The 17198-nt window shown below is 27.0% G+C and carries 14 protein-coding genes; 6 read left to right on the forward strand and 8 right to left on the reverse strand.

Annotated features, from left to right (window positions below; translation table 4 throughout):
- Window positions 1-11: 11 nt before the first annotated feature.
- From JM47_RS03160 to JM47_RS03170, 3 genes are all read left to right on the forward strand, one after another.
- Window positions 12-593: a hypothetical protein gene (locus JM47_RS03160; RefSeq protein ID WP_208894936.1), complete on the forward strand. Its 582-nt coding sequence runs from the start codon at window positions 12-14 to the stop codon at window positions 591-593.
- A gap of 510 nt (window positions 594-1103) precedes the next feature.
- Complete coding sequence (locus JM47_RS03165) at window positions 1104-2762, forward strand: IS1634 family transposase (protein WP_208894774.1); 1659 nt, start codon at window positions 1104-1106, stop codon at window positions 2760-2762.
- Between the two features lie 64 nt (window positions 2763-2826).
- Window positions 2827-4206 carry an IS3 family transposase gene (locus tag JM47_RS03170; RefSeq protein ID WP_318023476.1) on the forward strand — a complete coding sequence of 460 codons (1380 nt, stop codon included), beginning with the start codon at window positions 2827-2829 and terminating at the stop codon, window positions 4204-4206.
- A gap of 208 nt (window positions 4207-4414) precedes the next feature.
- Here JM47_RS03170 and JM47_RS03175 read toward each other — a convergent pair whose 3' ends face one another.
- The 5 genes from JM47_RS03175 to JM47_RS03195 form a co-directional block, all read right to left on the reverse strand.
- Window positions 4415-5902 carry a YitT family protein gene (locus JM47_RS03175; protein ID WP_244870379.1) on the reverse strand — a complete coding sequence of 496 codons (1488 nt, stop codon included), beginning with the start codon at window positions 5900-5902 and terminating at the stop codon, window positions 4415-4417.
- A 94-nt stretch (window positions 5903-5996) separates the two neighbouring features.
- Entirely contained in the window at window positions 5997-6374 is a 378-nt protein-coding gene (rplS, locus tag JM47_RS03180; RefSeq protein ID WP_038103400.1) for a 50S ribosomal protein L19, read from the reverse strand.
- A 3-nt stretch (window positions 6375-6377) separates the two neighbouring features.
- Entirely contained in the window at window positions 6378-7070 is a 693-nt protein-coding gene (gene trmD / locus JM47_RS03185) for a tRNA (guanosine(37)-N1)-methyltransferase TrmD (protein WP_208894937.1), read from the reverse strand.
- A gap of 8 nt (window positions 7071-7078) precedes the next feature.
- Window positions 7079-7384 (reverse strand): 30S ribosomal protein S16, encoded by a 306-nt coding sequence (gene rpsP, locus JM47_RS03190; RefSeq protein ID WP_197021676.1) that lies wholly within the window; start codon window positions 7382-7384, stop codon window positions 7079-7081.
- A 157-nt stretch (window positions 7385-7541) separates the two neighbouring features.
- On the reverse strand, window positions 7542-8387 hold the full coding sequence (locus tag JM47_RS03195; RefSeq protein ID WP_208894938.1) for a Cof-type HAD-IIB family hydrolase: 846 nt from the start codon (window positions 8385-8387) through the stop codon (window positions 7542-7544).
- Between the two features lie 262 nt (window positions 8388-8649).
- Here JM47_RS03195 and JM47_RS03200 point away from each other — a divergent pair, with 262 nt between their 5' ends.
- Complete coding sequence (locus JM47_RS03200) at window positions 8650-10434, forward strand: ribonuclease J (RefSeq protein ID WP_038103413.1); 1785 nt, start codon at window positions 8650-8652, stop codon at window positions 10432-10434.
- A gap of 149 nt (window positions 10435-10583) precedes the next feature.
- On the opposite strand, the gene JM47_RS03205 is transcribed toward JM47_RS03200, so the two are convergent.
- Window positions 10584-11885 carry a hypothetical protein gene (locus JM47_RS03205; RefSeq protein ID WP_208894939.1) on the reverse strand — a complete coding sequence of 434 codons (1302 nt, stop codon included), beginning with the start codon at window positions 11883-11885 and terminating at the stop codon, window positions 10584-10586.
- A gap of 235 nt (window positions 11886-12120) precedes the next feature.
- Between JM47_RS03205 and JM47_RS03210 the strand changes: the two genes are divergently transcribed.
- Entirely contained in the window at window positions 12121-12921 is an 801-nt protein-coding gene (locus tag JM47_RS03210; protein ID WP_208894940.1) for a hypothetical protein, read from the forward strand.
- A gap of 258 nt (window positions 12922-13179) precedes the next feature.
- Window positions 13180-14643, forward strand: a complete 1464-nt coding sequence (locus JM47_RS03215; protein WP_208894941.1) for a hypothetical protein — start codon at window positions 13180-13182, stop codon at window positions 14641-14643.
- Between the two features lie 443 nt (window positions 14644-15086).
- Here the strand turns inward: JM47_RS03215 and JM47_RS03220 are convergent, their stop codons facing one another.
- Together JM47_RS03220 and JM47_RS03225 are read right to left on the reverse strand one after the other, a co-directional pair.
- A complete protein-coding gene (locus JM47_RS03220; protein WP_038103421.1) occupies window positions 15087-15752 on the reverse strand; it encodes a hypothetical protein in 666 nt (221 codons plus the stop codon).
- Window positions 15753-15754: 2 nt separating this feature from the next.
- On the reverse strand, window positions 15755-16804 hold the full coding sequence (locus JM47_RS03225; RefSeq protein WP_208894942.1) for a DNA methyltransferase family protein: 1050 nt from the start codon (window positions 16802-16804) through the stop codon (window positions 15755-15757).
- Window positions 16805-17198 lie beyond the last annotated feature (394 nt).

Here is a 17198-nt window from a genome sequence, read left to right on the forward strand (position 1 = left end):
TAAATAAGTATATGATTAAAAAACAACAATTAATTAAATTGATCACAAAAACATTAATAGGATCTACTCTTATTATTACTCCATCTGTATTAGTTGCATCTAATAAAATTAGTAATTTAATTAATAATTTTAAAGTCTATAAAAATGCTTCTAATTTTTATGTTTTAGAACTTACTTTAGGTTTGGCTAATTTATCTTTATTAGATACTAAAACAATTAGTTTAACATTTACTAACATTAATACTAAAGTATCAGAAACTAAATTATTTCCTTTTCTTAAGGTTACTGATACAACAATTCGTTTAATCATTGATGAAGCTAATAAATTAAATGATCTTGTTATTTCTAAAATCACTTTAAAAGATCAACAATTACATTTTGCTGATCATCTTAAAACTAATGAAATTAATCTTAATCAAATCTATGTTGATGAACAAACAAAAATAGCTCTACATCAAAGAATTAGTTTAATCGTAGGTTCTGTGGTATTAGGAGTAAGTGTTGTTGTAATATTAATCATTGCTAAATATTACAAAAAGAGAAAACTAAACCAAAAATCATTACCTACTAAAGATCAAGAAAAGAAACAATAACTTATAAGGTTAGTTTGACTTATAGCTAATTTAAAAAAAATCAACAATTAACTAAGACTCACTGCCTTAGAATGAGTAATATAAAAATAATCTAATTAAGTTATTAAAAATATAAACAGATATAATGGTGCTAACACTGATTATGTCTGTTTTTAGTTAAAGAAGTTTTAGTAAGTTATATTTTCTATTAAAGGTGTTGTATTTAAAGCTAAGCAATTTTAAAAAAATAATATAAAATTAATAACCTGTGTTTCCCACTTGTTCAATTACACCCTTAACTTAATGACGAGTTAAGGGTTTTTTTATTTTTCTTTTATATATTTATATATAAAAATAAGACTTATAAAAGAATGTAATGAGCAAGATTTTTTCAAAATTATTGCTGGGTTTTTCTCTTTTGGTACAAAAAGAGTTAAAATGCTTTATTTTGCTTTTATATTTTTATAAAAATATAAAAGTTTATAATAATTACAAAGATGCAAGAATTAAGATATCAAAACGAGTAAAAATATGAAAACAGACAACAAAACTTCTAAAAAAACTACAACTAAAAAAGTGAAAAGTTCACCTGCTATTTTAACTGGTCCCAATACTAAAAAGTCGGAAACAAAAATTGTAATTAGTTCGGTTGACGAACTGATGATGTTTAGTGATGAATATGATTGAGATGAAGAAATAAACGCTCAAGATTTTCCATTTATGACGTTTGATGATAAAACTAAACAAGAAGTAAAATCTGTTTTAGATTCAAATGAAACGGCTAAAAATGAAGTTAAAGAAGAATATAAAATGTTTTCATTATTTGAGACATTATTTGATCATTTTGATCTTTTAAAAGGGTGCTCAAAAACAAAGTCTAGTACCTTAAGAACAATATTGATTCAATTGCTTTCACACCGAATCAAAGGACCTAAAAGTATACTTGGTACAATGAAATCGATTGAAAAAGAAGAACAAGATGTTTTCTCTAAAAATTCATATTATCGATCTCTTGAGTATCTTGCAAAAAATTCACATATATTGCTTAAAAATTTAAACGACAAAATTAGCGAAAAATACGAAAGAAACATTAGTGTAATGTGGTTTGATTCAACCACAGCATATTTTGAAAGTTTCACTAGAACAGGATTAAAAATGCCTGGTTATTCAAAGGATGGAAAAACCAAAGAAGACCAAATTGTAATCGCAATGGCAACTGATGAAAATGGAATTCCAATTCACTATAAATGTTTCCCAGGAAACACACCAGACCAAAAAACATTCATTCCGTTTTTAGAAGAATTAGCTAGTATTTACGAAATTAAAAACATCACAATAGTTGGTGATAAGGGTATGAATAATGCTGAAAATATTAGATTCTTAGAATCTAACGGTTGAAATTATGTGTTTGCTTATCGATTAAAAGCAACTAAAAAAGAAATCAAAAATGCTATTACGAATTCTGACGATTATACTCAATTGAATGATAATTTAAAATACAAAATTATTGATTTGAAACCAGCAAATGGTGATAGTCAAGATGCTGCATCAACTAAAAGATTAGTGGTTGTTCATAGCGAAGAAAGAGCTAGAAAAGACCGACATGATCGAGAAGTTTTAATCAACAACTTCACTAAGAAAATGGACAAAAAAGGTGTTGTTACACAAGAAAAACTAATGGGAGCTAAGAAGTGCAGATACTACAAGGCTGTAGACAAAACGACTTATTATATTCTTGATCAAGAAAAGATTTTAGAAGATGAAAAATACGATGGTTTTTTCGTTTATATAACAAACCGATTCGATTTATCAATTCTAGAAATAATGGAAATTTATACTAAACAATGAAAAATCGAATCGAACTTTAGAACTTTAAAAAGTACACTTGAATTAAGACCGATTTACCTATCTAAATACGAACACATTTTAGGATATTTGTGTTTATGTTTTGTGTCTCTTGTTTTCTTAAGATTTATACTACATTGAATGAATGATGAATTAGTTGCTCAGGGATTAGAAAAAATTACAGAACAAAAATTAGTTGAAATCGTAAATGATGTTAAATCAATTAAAGAGATTGTTAATAATATGGTTGTTCAAGAAATTGATTTTGTTAACAAAGGCACAAAATCCAGCTGGATTATCTATGAAAAAGTGTTAGCTTGAGCATCCAAAAAAGGGATGATTTAACGGCATTATTTTTTTAAAATCTACAAGTGGGAAACACAGGAAAGATAAGTTAGAGATCTACTCTTTGTACAAAGAAAAAGATTTTTCATTTAATAAAATTGCAAAGAAATACAATTTAAACAGAACCGTTGTTTGATACATTATTCGGTTAATAGAAAGGCATGGAACTAAGATTGTTTATCGTTCTAGGAATAAAAAATATTCTAAAGAATTCAAAAAAGCAGCAATTGATCGTGTTTTGCTTAACGGTGAAACTTATGTAAGGGTATCGATAGAATTAGGATTATCTAATGTTGGTTTATTACACTCATGAATTAAATCTTTTCTTGAAAACGGGTATAATGTTGTAGAGAAAAAGAGGGGCCGTAAACCATATGAACAAAAAGCAAGAAAACAAGACGAACATCTCATTGAAGCAAGAAAATGAACTTTTACGAAAGCAGAATTTACGCCTTACCATAGAGAACGAATACTTAAAAAAATTAGATGCCTTAGTTCAGAAAAGAGAAAACCAACAAAAGAAGAAATAGCTCAAGCTATCACAGAACTAAGGCAAGAATTGTTATGTAGTTTGAGATTCATTTTAGAAGTAATTAATAGCAATCCAAATTGTCCAGGCATTTCAAGAAGTGATTATTATTACCACCTTAAAAAGGTAAGTAAGGATCTGAAAAACAAGGAAATAATGAGCCTTATCACTGAAATTTATTACCACCACAAAAAACGCTATGGATACCGTAGAATCACACTAGAATTAGCAAATAGAGGGATTTTAATTAATCATAAAAAAGTGAAACGTTTAATGAAACTAATGGGATTATTTGCTCTAACTCCTAAAGCTAAATATCGATCATACAAAGGCGATTTAAATGGGGTAGTGAAGAGTCATCTATTAATCAAGATTCAAGATCAAGTTGCTCATAAAACTTATTATCAACGAGATTTTTCAACCACTTCTTGTAATCAAAAATGAACAACTGATGTTACTGAATTTCGCATCACTAATAGCAAAGTATACTTATCACCAATTATGGATATGCACAATAGAGAAATTATTGCTTTTAATATTTCAACAAGCCCTAACTTTCAACAGACAGTTAAGATGATTGGTGAAGCTTTTCAAAAGTTTGAAGACTTAAGTGGGTTAATATTGCATTCAGATCAAGGCTGACAATATCAAATGCGCCAATACCGCCAAATGCTAGCTGAGAAAAATATTATTCAATCAATGTCGCGAAAAGGTAATTGTCTTGATAATTCGCCTATGGAAAATTTCTTCGGTAAACTAAAAAACGAAATGTTTTATGGTCATGAATCTGAATTTAAAACGGTTGAAGAATTAATCCAAGCTATAACAAACTACATTCATTACTATAATAACGAAAGAATACAAGTAAAATTAAAAGGATTGACTCCTGTACAATACAGGCATCAATCCTTATAACAATAGACAAGAATTAATTTGTCCAAAAAATCGGGTTCACTACATGTTCCGGTTGATTGTGTTTTGTTCTATCTACAAATATTTTCAAGAAATAACCAAAAAAGAAAAAAATCAATCAACTCAAAAGCTACATTTTAAAGCACCCTTCTTACTTAAGTATAAAAATAAAAACCCTTTTCAATTAATGAAAAGAGTTAATATAAATAATTTAGTTAATTGATTTTCGCATTACCATTTCACCATCAATCCCTACAATTGGACTAACGACAATTAAACAGTCTTGATCAACTTCTCGTACTAATCTAATTACATTAGGGAATTCAACATAAGGAGAGATTGTTTGTAATGATTGATTAACTTTAATTGAAGCATCACTAACTGATTGAGAAATTGTGATTGAATTATTAAAGTCATGATTTCGTAGATTTTCAATAACTTTTTGAATATCTTTAGCATACACATCAATCTTTAAACTCTTATGTTTAGGGAAGTAAGCGTTTAATAGTACCCCTAATAAAATTGAAGCAATGACTGATGCTATCATGTTTGGTGAAAAGAATAATTCCACATCAACAAATCGTTTATCAATTAATGTTCCTGGGACAAATGAACCTAAAATAATACCTAATAATAAAGTAAATACATTAAAGTAGGTTAGAATTGAACCAATTGGTTTACCATTTTTCTTTGAATAAAAGAATGAAACAATATCAGTTCCCCCAGACGAACCACCAGCAATATAAACTGTTGCCATAAAGATTCCATCTAAGATACCATACACAAAAGCATACACTAAAATTGAAGGAATTTTAGGAGCTTGTGCAGGATCAGTTCATGGTAGAACTTGAACCTTGTTTTCAATTAGTAAATGATATTCATATAATGGTTTACTAAAGTCATATAAAGCATCTTTAGCTTCTGCACTCTTAAAATGATCAAAGAATTGACGTAAGATTACATTACTTGTTTTAGCTTGTTCAGTGTTATAAAAATTGATAAATTCTTGTTTAATAGCTTCATTTTTAATAGCATCAAAACTAAGTGTTTTATTAGCTAAATTTGCTGTTACATCTCTATCTAATAAGGAGTTGGTAAAGAAGTTATCAATAGTTGGATAAGCAAGTTTATTATTACCAAAAATCATAATCTTATCTGTATTAGGAATTTGAGCAATAATAAACCCAAAGACTTGAGCAGTTAAAATATAAACTAAACTCATTAATGCAAAGTGTTTACCAATTTTAAAATAAGCAAAAATTAGTAAAGGAACATTAATAAAAACAACTAATAATCAGAATAAAATATCATAAGCTATTTTTGCATTATAAGCATCATTTGATGATGTAATGATAATAGATTGAGCAAGCCGAGCAATTCCTTGTGATAGACCAGTGATTCCAGGAGAATAAATTCCTGTGTTTTGTACAAGCACTAAACCAAGTAAACCTGTTAATAAAGAAAAAGCAACAATCGCTAGATAACGAATTCAAATCCGCTTAGTAGTATATAAACTAGCAAACTTCAATAAACCAGCTTTATAACGTACTTTTTCAATTTGTACACCATTTGGTTCATGAATCATTGTTTGATTAGTGTTGATTCTACTTGTTCTTTTTAATAATTCGTTTGTACGCTGTGGATTCTTTTTAACTCACTTACTAAAACTAAATTTAGATTTGTTTTTATTTTCTTCCAACTAAACCAACTCCTTTCAGCAATTTTTCTTGTTTAATAATGAAACAAAAGCAACAATTAATTATACTAACTGTTGCTTTTTAAGATCGTTCATACTATTTATATTTATTTTTAATTTCTTTAATTCTTGCAGATTTACCTGAACGGTTACGCATATATGAAATGTAAGCACGACGTACTTTACCATAACGTAACACTTCAATTTTTTCAACAAGTGGTGAGTGGATGCTAAAGATTTGTTCAACACCCACGCCATCAGATTCCTTACGAACCATAGCAGTTTCGCTAGCTCCAGAACCAGTACGACGAAGCACAACACCTTCGAATTTTTGAATTCTTGATTTTTTACCTTCACGAATTCGGTTATGAACAACAACTGTGTCCCCAGAACTGAAATAAGGAATATCTTTTTTTAACTGTGTTGAGTTAACATAATTTAGGATTTCACCCTTATTAATTTTCATAACTGACATATTTTACACCTTCCTTTTATTATTAATATATTTTGTGTATAAATCAAAACGATTTTGTTTAGTAATTAACTCTTGTTGTTCTAAGCGATAAGTTGCAATATTTTTATGATGACCTGATAATAAAACATCAGGTACTTTATATCCTTCGAACTCAACTGGTTTTGAATAAACCGGATAATCAAGTAAATAGTTGTTAAATGATTCAGAAACTAAACTATCACTTGATATAACTCCATCAATTAATCTAACAATAGCATCTGCTATTATCATGCAAGGAATTTCTCCCCCAGTTAAAACATAATCACCAATACTAATTGTTGCATCAATGTAATGATTAATTCGCTCATCAAAACCTTCATAATGACCAGCTATTAAGATAATATGATCATACTTAGATTTTAAATCAACAGCTGTTTGTTGACTAAAGACAGAACCCCTTGGACTTGTTAAAATTACAATTGAATTTTCTGTTTTAATGGCTCTGATTGCATCAACAATTGGTTGAAGCAACAAAACCATTCCAGGTCCGCCCCCATATTGATAATCATCAACCTTTTTATGTTTATCTTTAGAATAAGCTCTAAAGTCAATGATTTCAATTTCAACATGTTGATTAGCTATTGCATTCTTAATAATTGAGTGATTTAGTCAAGTTGCAAACAAATCACTAAAGATTGTTAAAATACTAATTTTCATGTAGCAAATTATTTTGCTTTCTTTAATTCAGCCTTACGTTTTTTATTAGCATCTTTAAGTGCAGTGAATTCTTTTCATACACCTTGTTGAGATAAAATGCTTTTTACAGTATCGCTAGGTTGAGCACCGTTCTTTAGTTGTTCAAGTGTGCGTTCATTATTTAAAACAACTTTTCCATCAATTGGATTATAGTGACCTAAGTTTTCAATGTAAGCACCATTTGCTTTAGCTTTAGCATCCATAACTACAATTCTAAAGTATGGTCGCTTGTGTGTACCAACACGTGTTAATCTAATTCTTACCAATGTTTTCACCTCTTTTAAGTTAGTTATTTATATAAATAGATGACGTCTAATCAATTTTAGACAACCTAACAATTATACATAAAAATAATAAGCCCGTCAAGCTTTTTTGCTTAACGGGCATTAATTTCTTACTTAATCCTTATTTAAGGACTTTTTAATTATATCTTTAATGATTATTTAATAAATATTGATTAATAAAAATACCAACAGAATCTTTGTGTTTCTTTTTGTTAATTATTAAATCAACATAGTCTTTAATATGTATTCTTTTAAGTTTAGCAGCTGCACTTAGATTAGCTATTTTAAACATTGGAATATCATTTGAACTATCTCCAATACAAGCAATTTGATCTAAGCTAGTATTAAGAAGTTTAGCAATGAATTTCATTGCTTCTCCTTTATCTGTTTTTTGGGGTGTAATTTCTATAATGTGTTTTGAAGTATATGATACTGTTGCTTGATTATTACACAGTTCTTTAAGTTGTTGATATATTGAACCATTTAGTTTTTTATAAAGAGCATTAGGTAAGATATTAACTTTATAAACCTTATCATTGATTGGATCATATTGTTTAGGTTTTATAACAATATGGCTTGTATAATAAAGTTTAATTAATCAAGCATAGGAAATATTAAATAATTGAATAGTCATTTGATCAATATATGTTTGGTTATATGGTCAAAACCCTAAGTTGTTTGTTTTAGTAAAATCAAACAACTTAGTTAAGATTTCTGAATCAATTAATTTAGCAGATAGAACTTTGTGATTAATACAATCATAAATAAGAGCACCATTGAAGCAAGAAATATATTGAATCTGGTAGTTGATTTTATTTTTTATTAAGCTAACTACTTTTAAAGTGTTAGCTAGTGATCTTCCAGTTGATAAAACAACTGTTCCATTAGCTTTTGTGTATTTATCTAAAGCATCTAAGTTATATTTAGAAATAGTTTGGTTTTTAGTTAGTAAGGTGCCATCTAAATCAATGAACAAATAAGGATGTTTAAGCATACTATTAACCTTTATTTAATATATTAATAATATTATAAGAATAAACATTTAAACTTAGTTATATTAACTATATTCTGGTTATTAATTGTCATATTTATAAATAAATCTACTAAAATTATATTATTACATCATTAATTAATGATTTTAGTTATTGATGTGTTAGATTAAAAAGATATATTTATCAATCAATAAACAAGATTTTTAGATTTTGTTTTTAAATTAAAAAGAATAATATTTAATTAATAATAAACAAAGGAGTTGTATGGAGAATAATAAAAAGATTCCTACATATATCTATGCTCTTGGCGGGCTAGAAGAAATTGGTAAAAACACATATGTAGTTGAACATGATGATGAGATTTTAGTTGTTGATGCTGGAATTAAGTTTGGAAATGCAACAATGCCAGGGTTTGATGGAACGGTTGCTAATTTTGATTATTTAGTTCAAAATTACAAAGGAATAAGTGGATTAGTAATCACTCATGGGCATGAGGATCATATTGGGGGAATACCACACTTATTAAGACAAGTACCAATTAAGAAGATTTATGCACCACCACTTGCAGCAAAATTAATTCAACGAAAAATTGGTGAGTACAAAGATTTAAAGAAACCAGAAATCATTGTTTTTGAAGATAAAACGATGTTTAAAACAAAGAATTTTGAAGTTGATTTTTATCGAGTGTGTCATTCGATTCCTGACTCATTTGGTGTCTGTATTAAAACACCAAATGGTTATGTAGTATCAACTGGTGATTTTAGATTTGACTTTGGGACTGCTGGAGATCAAACTGATTTATTTAAGATTGCTGAAATTTCAGCTCGTGGTATTGATGTTTTATTATCTGAAACAACAAGTGCGGAAGTACCTGGATTTTCATCTAGTGAATGTTTTGTAATTAAAAATATTGCTGATTATATGAGTAAAGCAAAGGGGCGAGTTTTTGTTTCAACTTTTGCTTCTAACTTAGGTCGGGTTGAACAGATCATTGATGTTGCTGTTAAAATGAATAAAAAGATTTGTATCATTGGCAAATCAATGGAAGCAAATGTTAAAACAAGTCGTGCTTTAGGATATTTAAAAGTAGCTGAAACAACTTTTATTTCAAGTAAGGAATTAAAGAATTATCCTGATAATGAAATAGCTGTTATTTTAACTGGTTCACAAGGTGAATCAATGGCTGCTTTAAATGTAATGGCAAATGGTAAACACTCTAAGATTACTTTAAAACCTTCAGATACAATCATTCTTTCATCAAATCCAATTCCAGGAAACTGAAGTCAAGTTGAAGTAATGGTTAATAAGCTTTATCGTTTAGGTGTAACAGTTTATGAAAATACACCAAGTAAGAAGATTCACGCTTCAGGACATGCTACACAAAGCGAATTACAAATGATGATTAAAGCTGTTAATCCAAAATACTTATTCCCAATCCATGGGGAATATAAAATGTTAAGAGCAATGCAAAAAAACGCAATGAACATTGGGTTTAAAAAAGAGAATGTAATCATTGCTGTTAATGGTGAAAAATTACAATTACTTGATGGTGTATTAAGTAGAAGTGACATCATTGTTGATGCAACACCTAACTACATTAATGGTAATGATATAAGCACACATGCTGCTTCATTATTAAAAGAACGATTTGAATTAGGAAATGATGGAGTTATCTCAATTTCATTAATTGGTTCTAAAACAAGAAAACAAGCTGTTTTATCACCAACAATTACAACTCGTGGATGTTTTTATGCACGAGATTCAATTAACTTAATTAATCGTTTATCAACATCTGCTAAAACAATTCTTTCTCAAGATTTAAATGGTAATGATTTTAATATTAATAAAACAACTAAAGCGATAGCTGAAGAAATAAGATCAACTGTTTGAAAATGAAGAAAGAAAAATCCAGTTGTTTTAGTTGATATCTTATTTGAAGAAGATATCTTAGAAAAGAAAGAAAAAGAAGATTATATCCAACTTGAAGTTGATCAAGAATTTGATGATCTTTTAGTTGAAGAATATGATGAAATGGTTGATAACGCTTAGTTTTCAATATATTTAAATAAATACTATATAGAACTAATGGTAGTGTGTTGCCATTAATTTTTATTTAGCTAAATTTAAAATGAATCCCAATAAAAAACCATAGCTATGTAGCTATGAGTTGGAATTATAATAGTTAACTAAAGAGTTATTTATGGTTTAGTTATTTTGAATGGATTAGCTAATAAATTAGCTTCATCAATATTATCTACTTGTTTATTAGGATCTTTGATATATACATGAGTAATAGTGTATTCTCCACTTTTAGTTAGAGTTTCACTACCTACAACTTTAACATCAACAGGATCTTGGTTTATGAAGATTTCAATGTTAGAAATATTTACTGTATTCATTCCTCTAACTGTTTCTTCATTAGGGAATTTGAATTTGAAAACTAATTGTTTATTCTTTAGCTTACTTAAAACATCATGAACAGCACCTACTAAAGTAGCTTCTAATTTGTTGTTTTGATTAATGAATAATTTAAACACTTTAATCTTGGTATTTGGTTTGTTTACTAAAACTTTTAATCGTTCTTGATTTTGTAGTTCAGTATTATGTTTAACTAATTCGGTTTCTGTTTTTATTAAGTCTTCAAAGAATTTAGCTATAGTTTCTCAGCTAGTTGTTTGATCGCTTTTGTTAAATTTGTATTTATCAAATAATGTGCTGATTAAATTATTGTAAACTTGTTCATTCTTTTCTTTTAATGTTGAATACAATGTATCTAGTTGATCTTTAATGTTAGCAATATAAGTTACTATCTTATTATTTGGTTGTATATTTTCTAATCGTTCATTTTCACTTAAACCATTAATAAATACTTGTAAGGTAATAGCTGAAGCAAGCGACCGATTAACAAAGGCATTTAAACTAAATACTTTTGGTTTTGGAGACTCTGTCTTATTTGTTGTAATTTCTTCATTTAAAGAATTTGATGATGCAGTATCTGATTTTTCAGCTTCATTCTTAATATTAACTTCTTTATCTTTGATATCTTGATTTAAATATTGTTGTTCACCATCAACAGCTGTTTTCGATTCATAGATAATAAAGCTATCTAGTAGATATGATTTGTTTGGATCTAAATTATTAAAAACAAATGAAGCTTTGTTATTGTCGATCTTAGATCTGTTATTTGATCTGATGAATTTATTACTATCTTTTTCTTTTAAGACTAATTCTAAGAATTTGTTATTATCACCATTAATATTAACTATCAAGTTATATTGATTGTTGTTTTTAACTAAACTAAGTTTAGAATTATCTTTAATACTTAATGATTGAGTTGTGGTTTTAGATTGTTGGCTTTGATCTAATTTTTGTTCTTGTTTTTCAATTTGGCTCTTTTGAGTTGATTTATTGTTTGAACAAGCAACAATTAAACTACTTACTGTAATTGTACTTAATGATGCTAAAAATACCATCATTAATTTTCTTTTAATATTTATCATCATAAAATCACTTTCTAATCTTTTGTGGGTTGATATTCTACACTAAAAAGAGAAAAAATGCAACATTTATGCAATAATTTGTATTAAACAACAAATGATAAATAGATATTAAAATAGTTGATTAGATGATATTTTTATTTATAATATTAACCTATATAAAATGCATGTACAACTTAATTAATTATTAATTTTGTTAGTTTATAAATTATATGGAAGTATACGGAGATGAATTTAAATGAAAATTAAACGAAAAGGAATATTTGCTTTTGCTTCAATTGGGATAGTAGCTATTACAACTACATTAATAGCTAGTTGTGCAAGAAGTACTAATCCAACCCTAAAAAGTGAATTAAATCTAGAAATAGTAGAAAAAGTACTAAGACCAACTAATAATCAAAAATATGGATTAAAACTAAAAGTTAATAAAGCATATGCTGATCATTTTGTACAAGTTGATTTAGTTAAATCAACAACTAATACCAACTCTATAAGTTCAGATAAAGATAAGATTAGTTCAAGTGGTGAAGTTGTTGTTCAGTTTTCTAATATTGATTTAGATTCTAAATATTTAATTAAGCGAGTAAAAGTTTTTAAGAAAATCAATGATCAAAATCCATTGATTAATCAAGAATATAAAACTAAAGATTTATTAAATGTTCATAAAGTAGTTAATTCATCTACACCAACAGAAAATTTAAACCAAAATAATAATCCAGATCAGAACCCAAATCCAGATCAAAGTCTAAACCAAAAAGGCGAATCTAAACTTTCATCAATTAATAAAGTATTTCATGATGGTATTGTATATAAAAAATCAAACGATAGTTTAGAATACAAGACTGCTGTTGATGATGAGTTTAATGATAAACAACTTACTTTGGAAGTTGTTAATTTGGACGGTGGAGAACCTCAATATTTTAATGCTACAGCCAAAGATAATTTAGTTACTTTTGATCTATCACAATTAGTTTCTGGAAGCTATCAAATTAAAGAATTAAAAGACAAAGAAGCAGATAAACAACTTTCAATAAATTAAATTAAATTCACACATGCATCTACTTTTACAAAACCATTTATTATTAATTCATCAGGACAAACTAGTTTAGAAGTTGAAAATTCAAACATAAAGAAGAATGAATACTACTATGCTATTTTTAAAGATAATAACAATAGTGATGATGAATATAAAGTATTAACCCAAGCTAAAGAAGATAATAAATTAAGTTTCAATGTTGGTGTTTTAACTAACAAAACTTATACTTTAGATCGTGTTGAATCGAACGAAATTGATACTTTGGAAAAGAATCGAAGAGTTGTAGTACCTAATACTCAACTAAATGAAAAATATAAGGATAGTTTTGTACTATCAGATGCAAAAGCTACTGTAGCTAATAACAAATTAGAATTAACTACTAACAATGAAACAATTAACAATTACTTATCTTTTTCACTTCCATATGAAACAGCAAATAATAAAATACTCCAAAAAGTTTTAGTTGCTAAATTTAAGGATGATCTAGGAACTTCTTTAGAGTCAACAGGATCATATGAAAAAGACAAATTTATATTTGATACTTCTAAACTTTCTACTAATAAATTATGAACATTAACTGATTTTTCTATAAAAGAAAAAGGACTTTTAAATGATTCAGAAAAAGTATTAATTAGTAAATTAGAATTAAAAACAGATAAACCAGTTTATGTTATTAACAATGATATAAATTCTACTAATCTTGCTATTCAATCAAAACTAAGAACAGTAGATATTAATACCAATGAAGATAAATCAAAAACAATTAAATTCTATAACACTAAATTAGCTAACCAAACTGTCAAATTATCTTTAGGGAATGAAACAGACGAACAGTTAGTTGAATTAACTGCTCAAGTTAATGATGGATTAATCGCTACTTTTGATGTGAGTAATGCAAATAATTTAGAGAATAATAAAAAATACTTTATCAAGAAGATTACTGATAGCAACGATAGAGAAATAGCCGATGTAACTAATTTAAGTGATGTAGAAAAATATCTTTATAAAAATAAGTTCTTGATTAATGTAGAAAGATTAATTCACCCGCTAAAAGCTAGAGATTTTAGAGATGTTCAAATTAATTCACCTGATTTAGAGAAGTTAATTGCACCCGATGATAGAAAATATTTAACCTTTATTTTTGAATATCAAGGACAAACAATGCCAACTGTTACATATAAGGGTGGGGAAGAAAAATGACAGATTGATTATAAAAATCTTGAAAACGCTAAAGAACACGAAAAAACCGAAAAAGAAATAAAATTAATAAATCCGTCAGATCAAGGTTTAATTGTTAATTTAGGTATTCCGCACAATAGACATTATCGATTAAAGAGAATCGAACTTAAACGACCAAATAGAACAATATTATTGTATAAAAACGATCAAAACCAATTTAATATTACAAACAAATATGGGGTTAGCGAAATATCTATTAAAGATAATAACCTACAAGTGGATCTAATTGCAGATTATCCTAAAAAACATGTCAACACGAGCTTTACAGTTTATATAAGAACAGCAAATGATGAAGTAAGAAAAGTTAAAGGGCATGTGTCTTCTAACTTCGATGCAAATGCTAAAATCCTTCAACATAAAATTCTATTAAGTTCTATAAACTTCAGTTTAGAAGGTACTAAAGCAATTGCTCTTTCATTAAATGATGAAATGCACGACAAATACAACATCTTAAATAAAGAATTTGAACTCAAAAAAGAGAACTAAAGACAAAAGATTCTCATAAGAAACAAACACAAATTTGCGGATTTTTTAATTTCTTTCCATTTTTTCTTTGAATATTTGTGTAAATTTCTATTCACCCCCCTTGCTCTATAATAGGTTAAGAATAGTGAAATAAATTCCTACCTAATTCTTATACTGAGATAAAAAACCTACAATGGAAGATACGAACTTATGTTCGATATAACTCCAAAAGTAGGTTTATTTTACATAGAAATTTAAATAAAATTCCAAACAAAAACCATAAGGATTTGTGATTAGCTATTTTCAAAGCGACTATAGTTTATTACCAATTATATAAATACACATATTATTGCACTACATATTTAGTTTTTAAATTGTGAACGTAAAAGCTACCGCTTTAGACATATTATTTAGGCGACATAGCTAATATTTAAAGATTTATTTTGTATCAACACTAACCTATTTTATTTATTATCTTCTTCGTCTTGATCTTCTATACATTTATCAATCTCTTTTTTGAGTGAATCTACAGAAGATATGATGCATTTTCTAGATCCTATAACCAAGTTTCTTAACTCCTGAAATTTCTTTTCACGGTAGTAATCACCATCACATATTGCAATAAATAAATTTTCTTTATTTATATTTTCTCTTGCGTGTTTTAAAAATGATTTTACATCATCATATTGATTATCCTGTGCTCCACCTCTGTCTTTAGTGTATTTGTGCGATGCATAAACAATATAATTTTTGTATTTTCACTTAAAATCAATAGATTTTGTATGATTCTTAGTAGTTAAATTATTACGAGAAACAACTAAACCATTTGAGAGGTAAATAGATTTTTCACTATTTTTAGGTAATATTTCAAATTCTTCAAATTCTTCAAAGTTACTATTAATATACTTTTCAACTAGCTTTTCATGGAAATTTTGTTTTTGAGGATCTTTAGCGATGTGATTTATTAAATGAACATTTTCTAAAATTTCTTGTTGCAAATAATTCAAATCAAAATCGTATCTTTCAGCATATTTCTTTAACTTGTCTTGATATTTTTCAGGATTTCTAACAACATCATTGATGTTATTAGTTCTCATTTCCTTTATTTCATCTTCAAATATATTTCTCATTTTTACACCTTAACAGCCTTTAAGTTTTTGTTCTCTAAATAAGTTTTATTTAAAATATTTCTAGCTGTTTTAAAATCTAATCTACGTCTATATTTAAAATCATTTCTTAGGCACTTGAACGATGTCATAAACACATCATTTGTTGAATCTCTATATTTTTTTAAATTTTTATTTACTTCTTTAATAAATGCTTCTAACTCAGATTCGCTTTCAAATTTTAAACCTGAAATCTTTGTTATACTTCTTGAACTGGTTTTTATTTTTTCGTTTTTAATTTCAGATCCTTTTACAAATTTTATACTTTCGCTTTGATTGTTATCAACGCCATATAAACCAATATTTCCGTTAGGATCATTAAATTTTCAGGGTATATTTGACGTATATGTTATTAAATTCTCACCCAAATCTTTATAATAGCCAATATTAATATTATTTTTAACAATAAAAAAGTCTTCTGTTTGTTCTTTATTAAATAATGCTAAGCAAACTGGTACATCAGTGTCTTCGAACATTCTCATTTCAAGAGAAATTATGCAATAAAGTCTCTCGTGATATTTATTTGAAGTTATAAATGATTCGGGGATTATAGCTGCTACAAAATCAACATTTTTGAGCATCAAGTCTAAACTTTTCAAATAAAGATCGTCAAAACTATAGTCAAAATTTTTAGATTGTAATTGTGTTGCCTTGTTTTTAGCTAGATAAGGAGGATTTGTTATCGCTACAGCAAAACCTTTTGGGAAATCTTTAATTGTATCCTGACAAATTATTTCAAATTCAGGGCAATTATTTGTCTCAGGCAAATTTAGATCATAACATTTTCAACTTTTTGGTTGTTCTAGGTTTAATGATTCAATCAATTTTATAATATTATTAGAACCAGCAAACGGCTCCAAAAAAGTCAGATCTTGAATTGGGCAAATTTTGTTGATGTTATTATATCATTTAAAAAAATAATTATTTTTAAACGGGTTTGTTATTGTATAAAATTGACCATTTAATTTTTTAAAAACATTCTCTTTCATATTCTCTTTCATATTCTCTTTCATCATTGTTATTATTAATTATCCTACACTTTTAACAAAATTTTGCCATTTATTTTCGTTTTATAAATTCCTAAAATAAAATAAGGTAAAATTTTTAATTATTGTGTTTTTTAGTACGTTATTATTGTTGCTTTAGTATTTTAAATATTGATATGTTTATTATTAATTTATTAAACAAAATCTTCTAATTGACCATATAAGATATTAATTTATTATATATGCAAGAATAATCCATCACATTTCCATTGCTCATATAGAAATAATTCTTTAAAAATCTAAATTTTTAAAAACTTCAATAATAGATTTAATGGCACCAACATCATTACACTTGTAGCGATCTTTTTTATTTTAAACTAGTTAAAAACAAATTCTAATTGTTTCATATGTCAGCTTAAAAGAT

The sequence above is a fragment of the Ureaplasma diversum genome, assembly GCF_000941095.1.
In the GTDB taxonomy this organism is placed as follows: Bacteria; Bacillota_I; Bacilli_A; order Mycoplasmatales; family Mycoplasmoidaceae; genus Ureaplasma; species Ureaplasma diversum.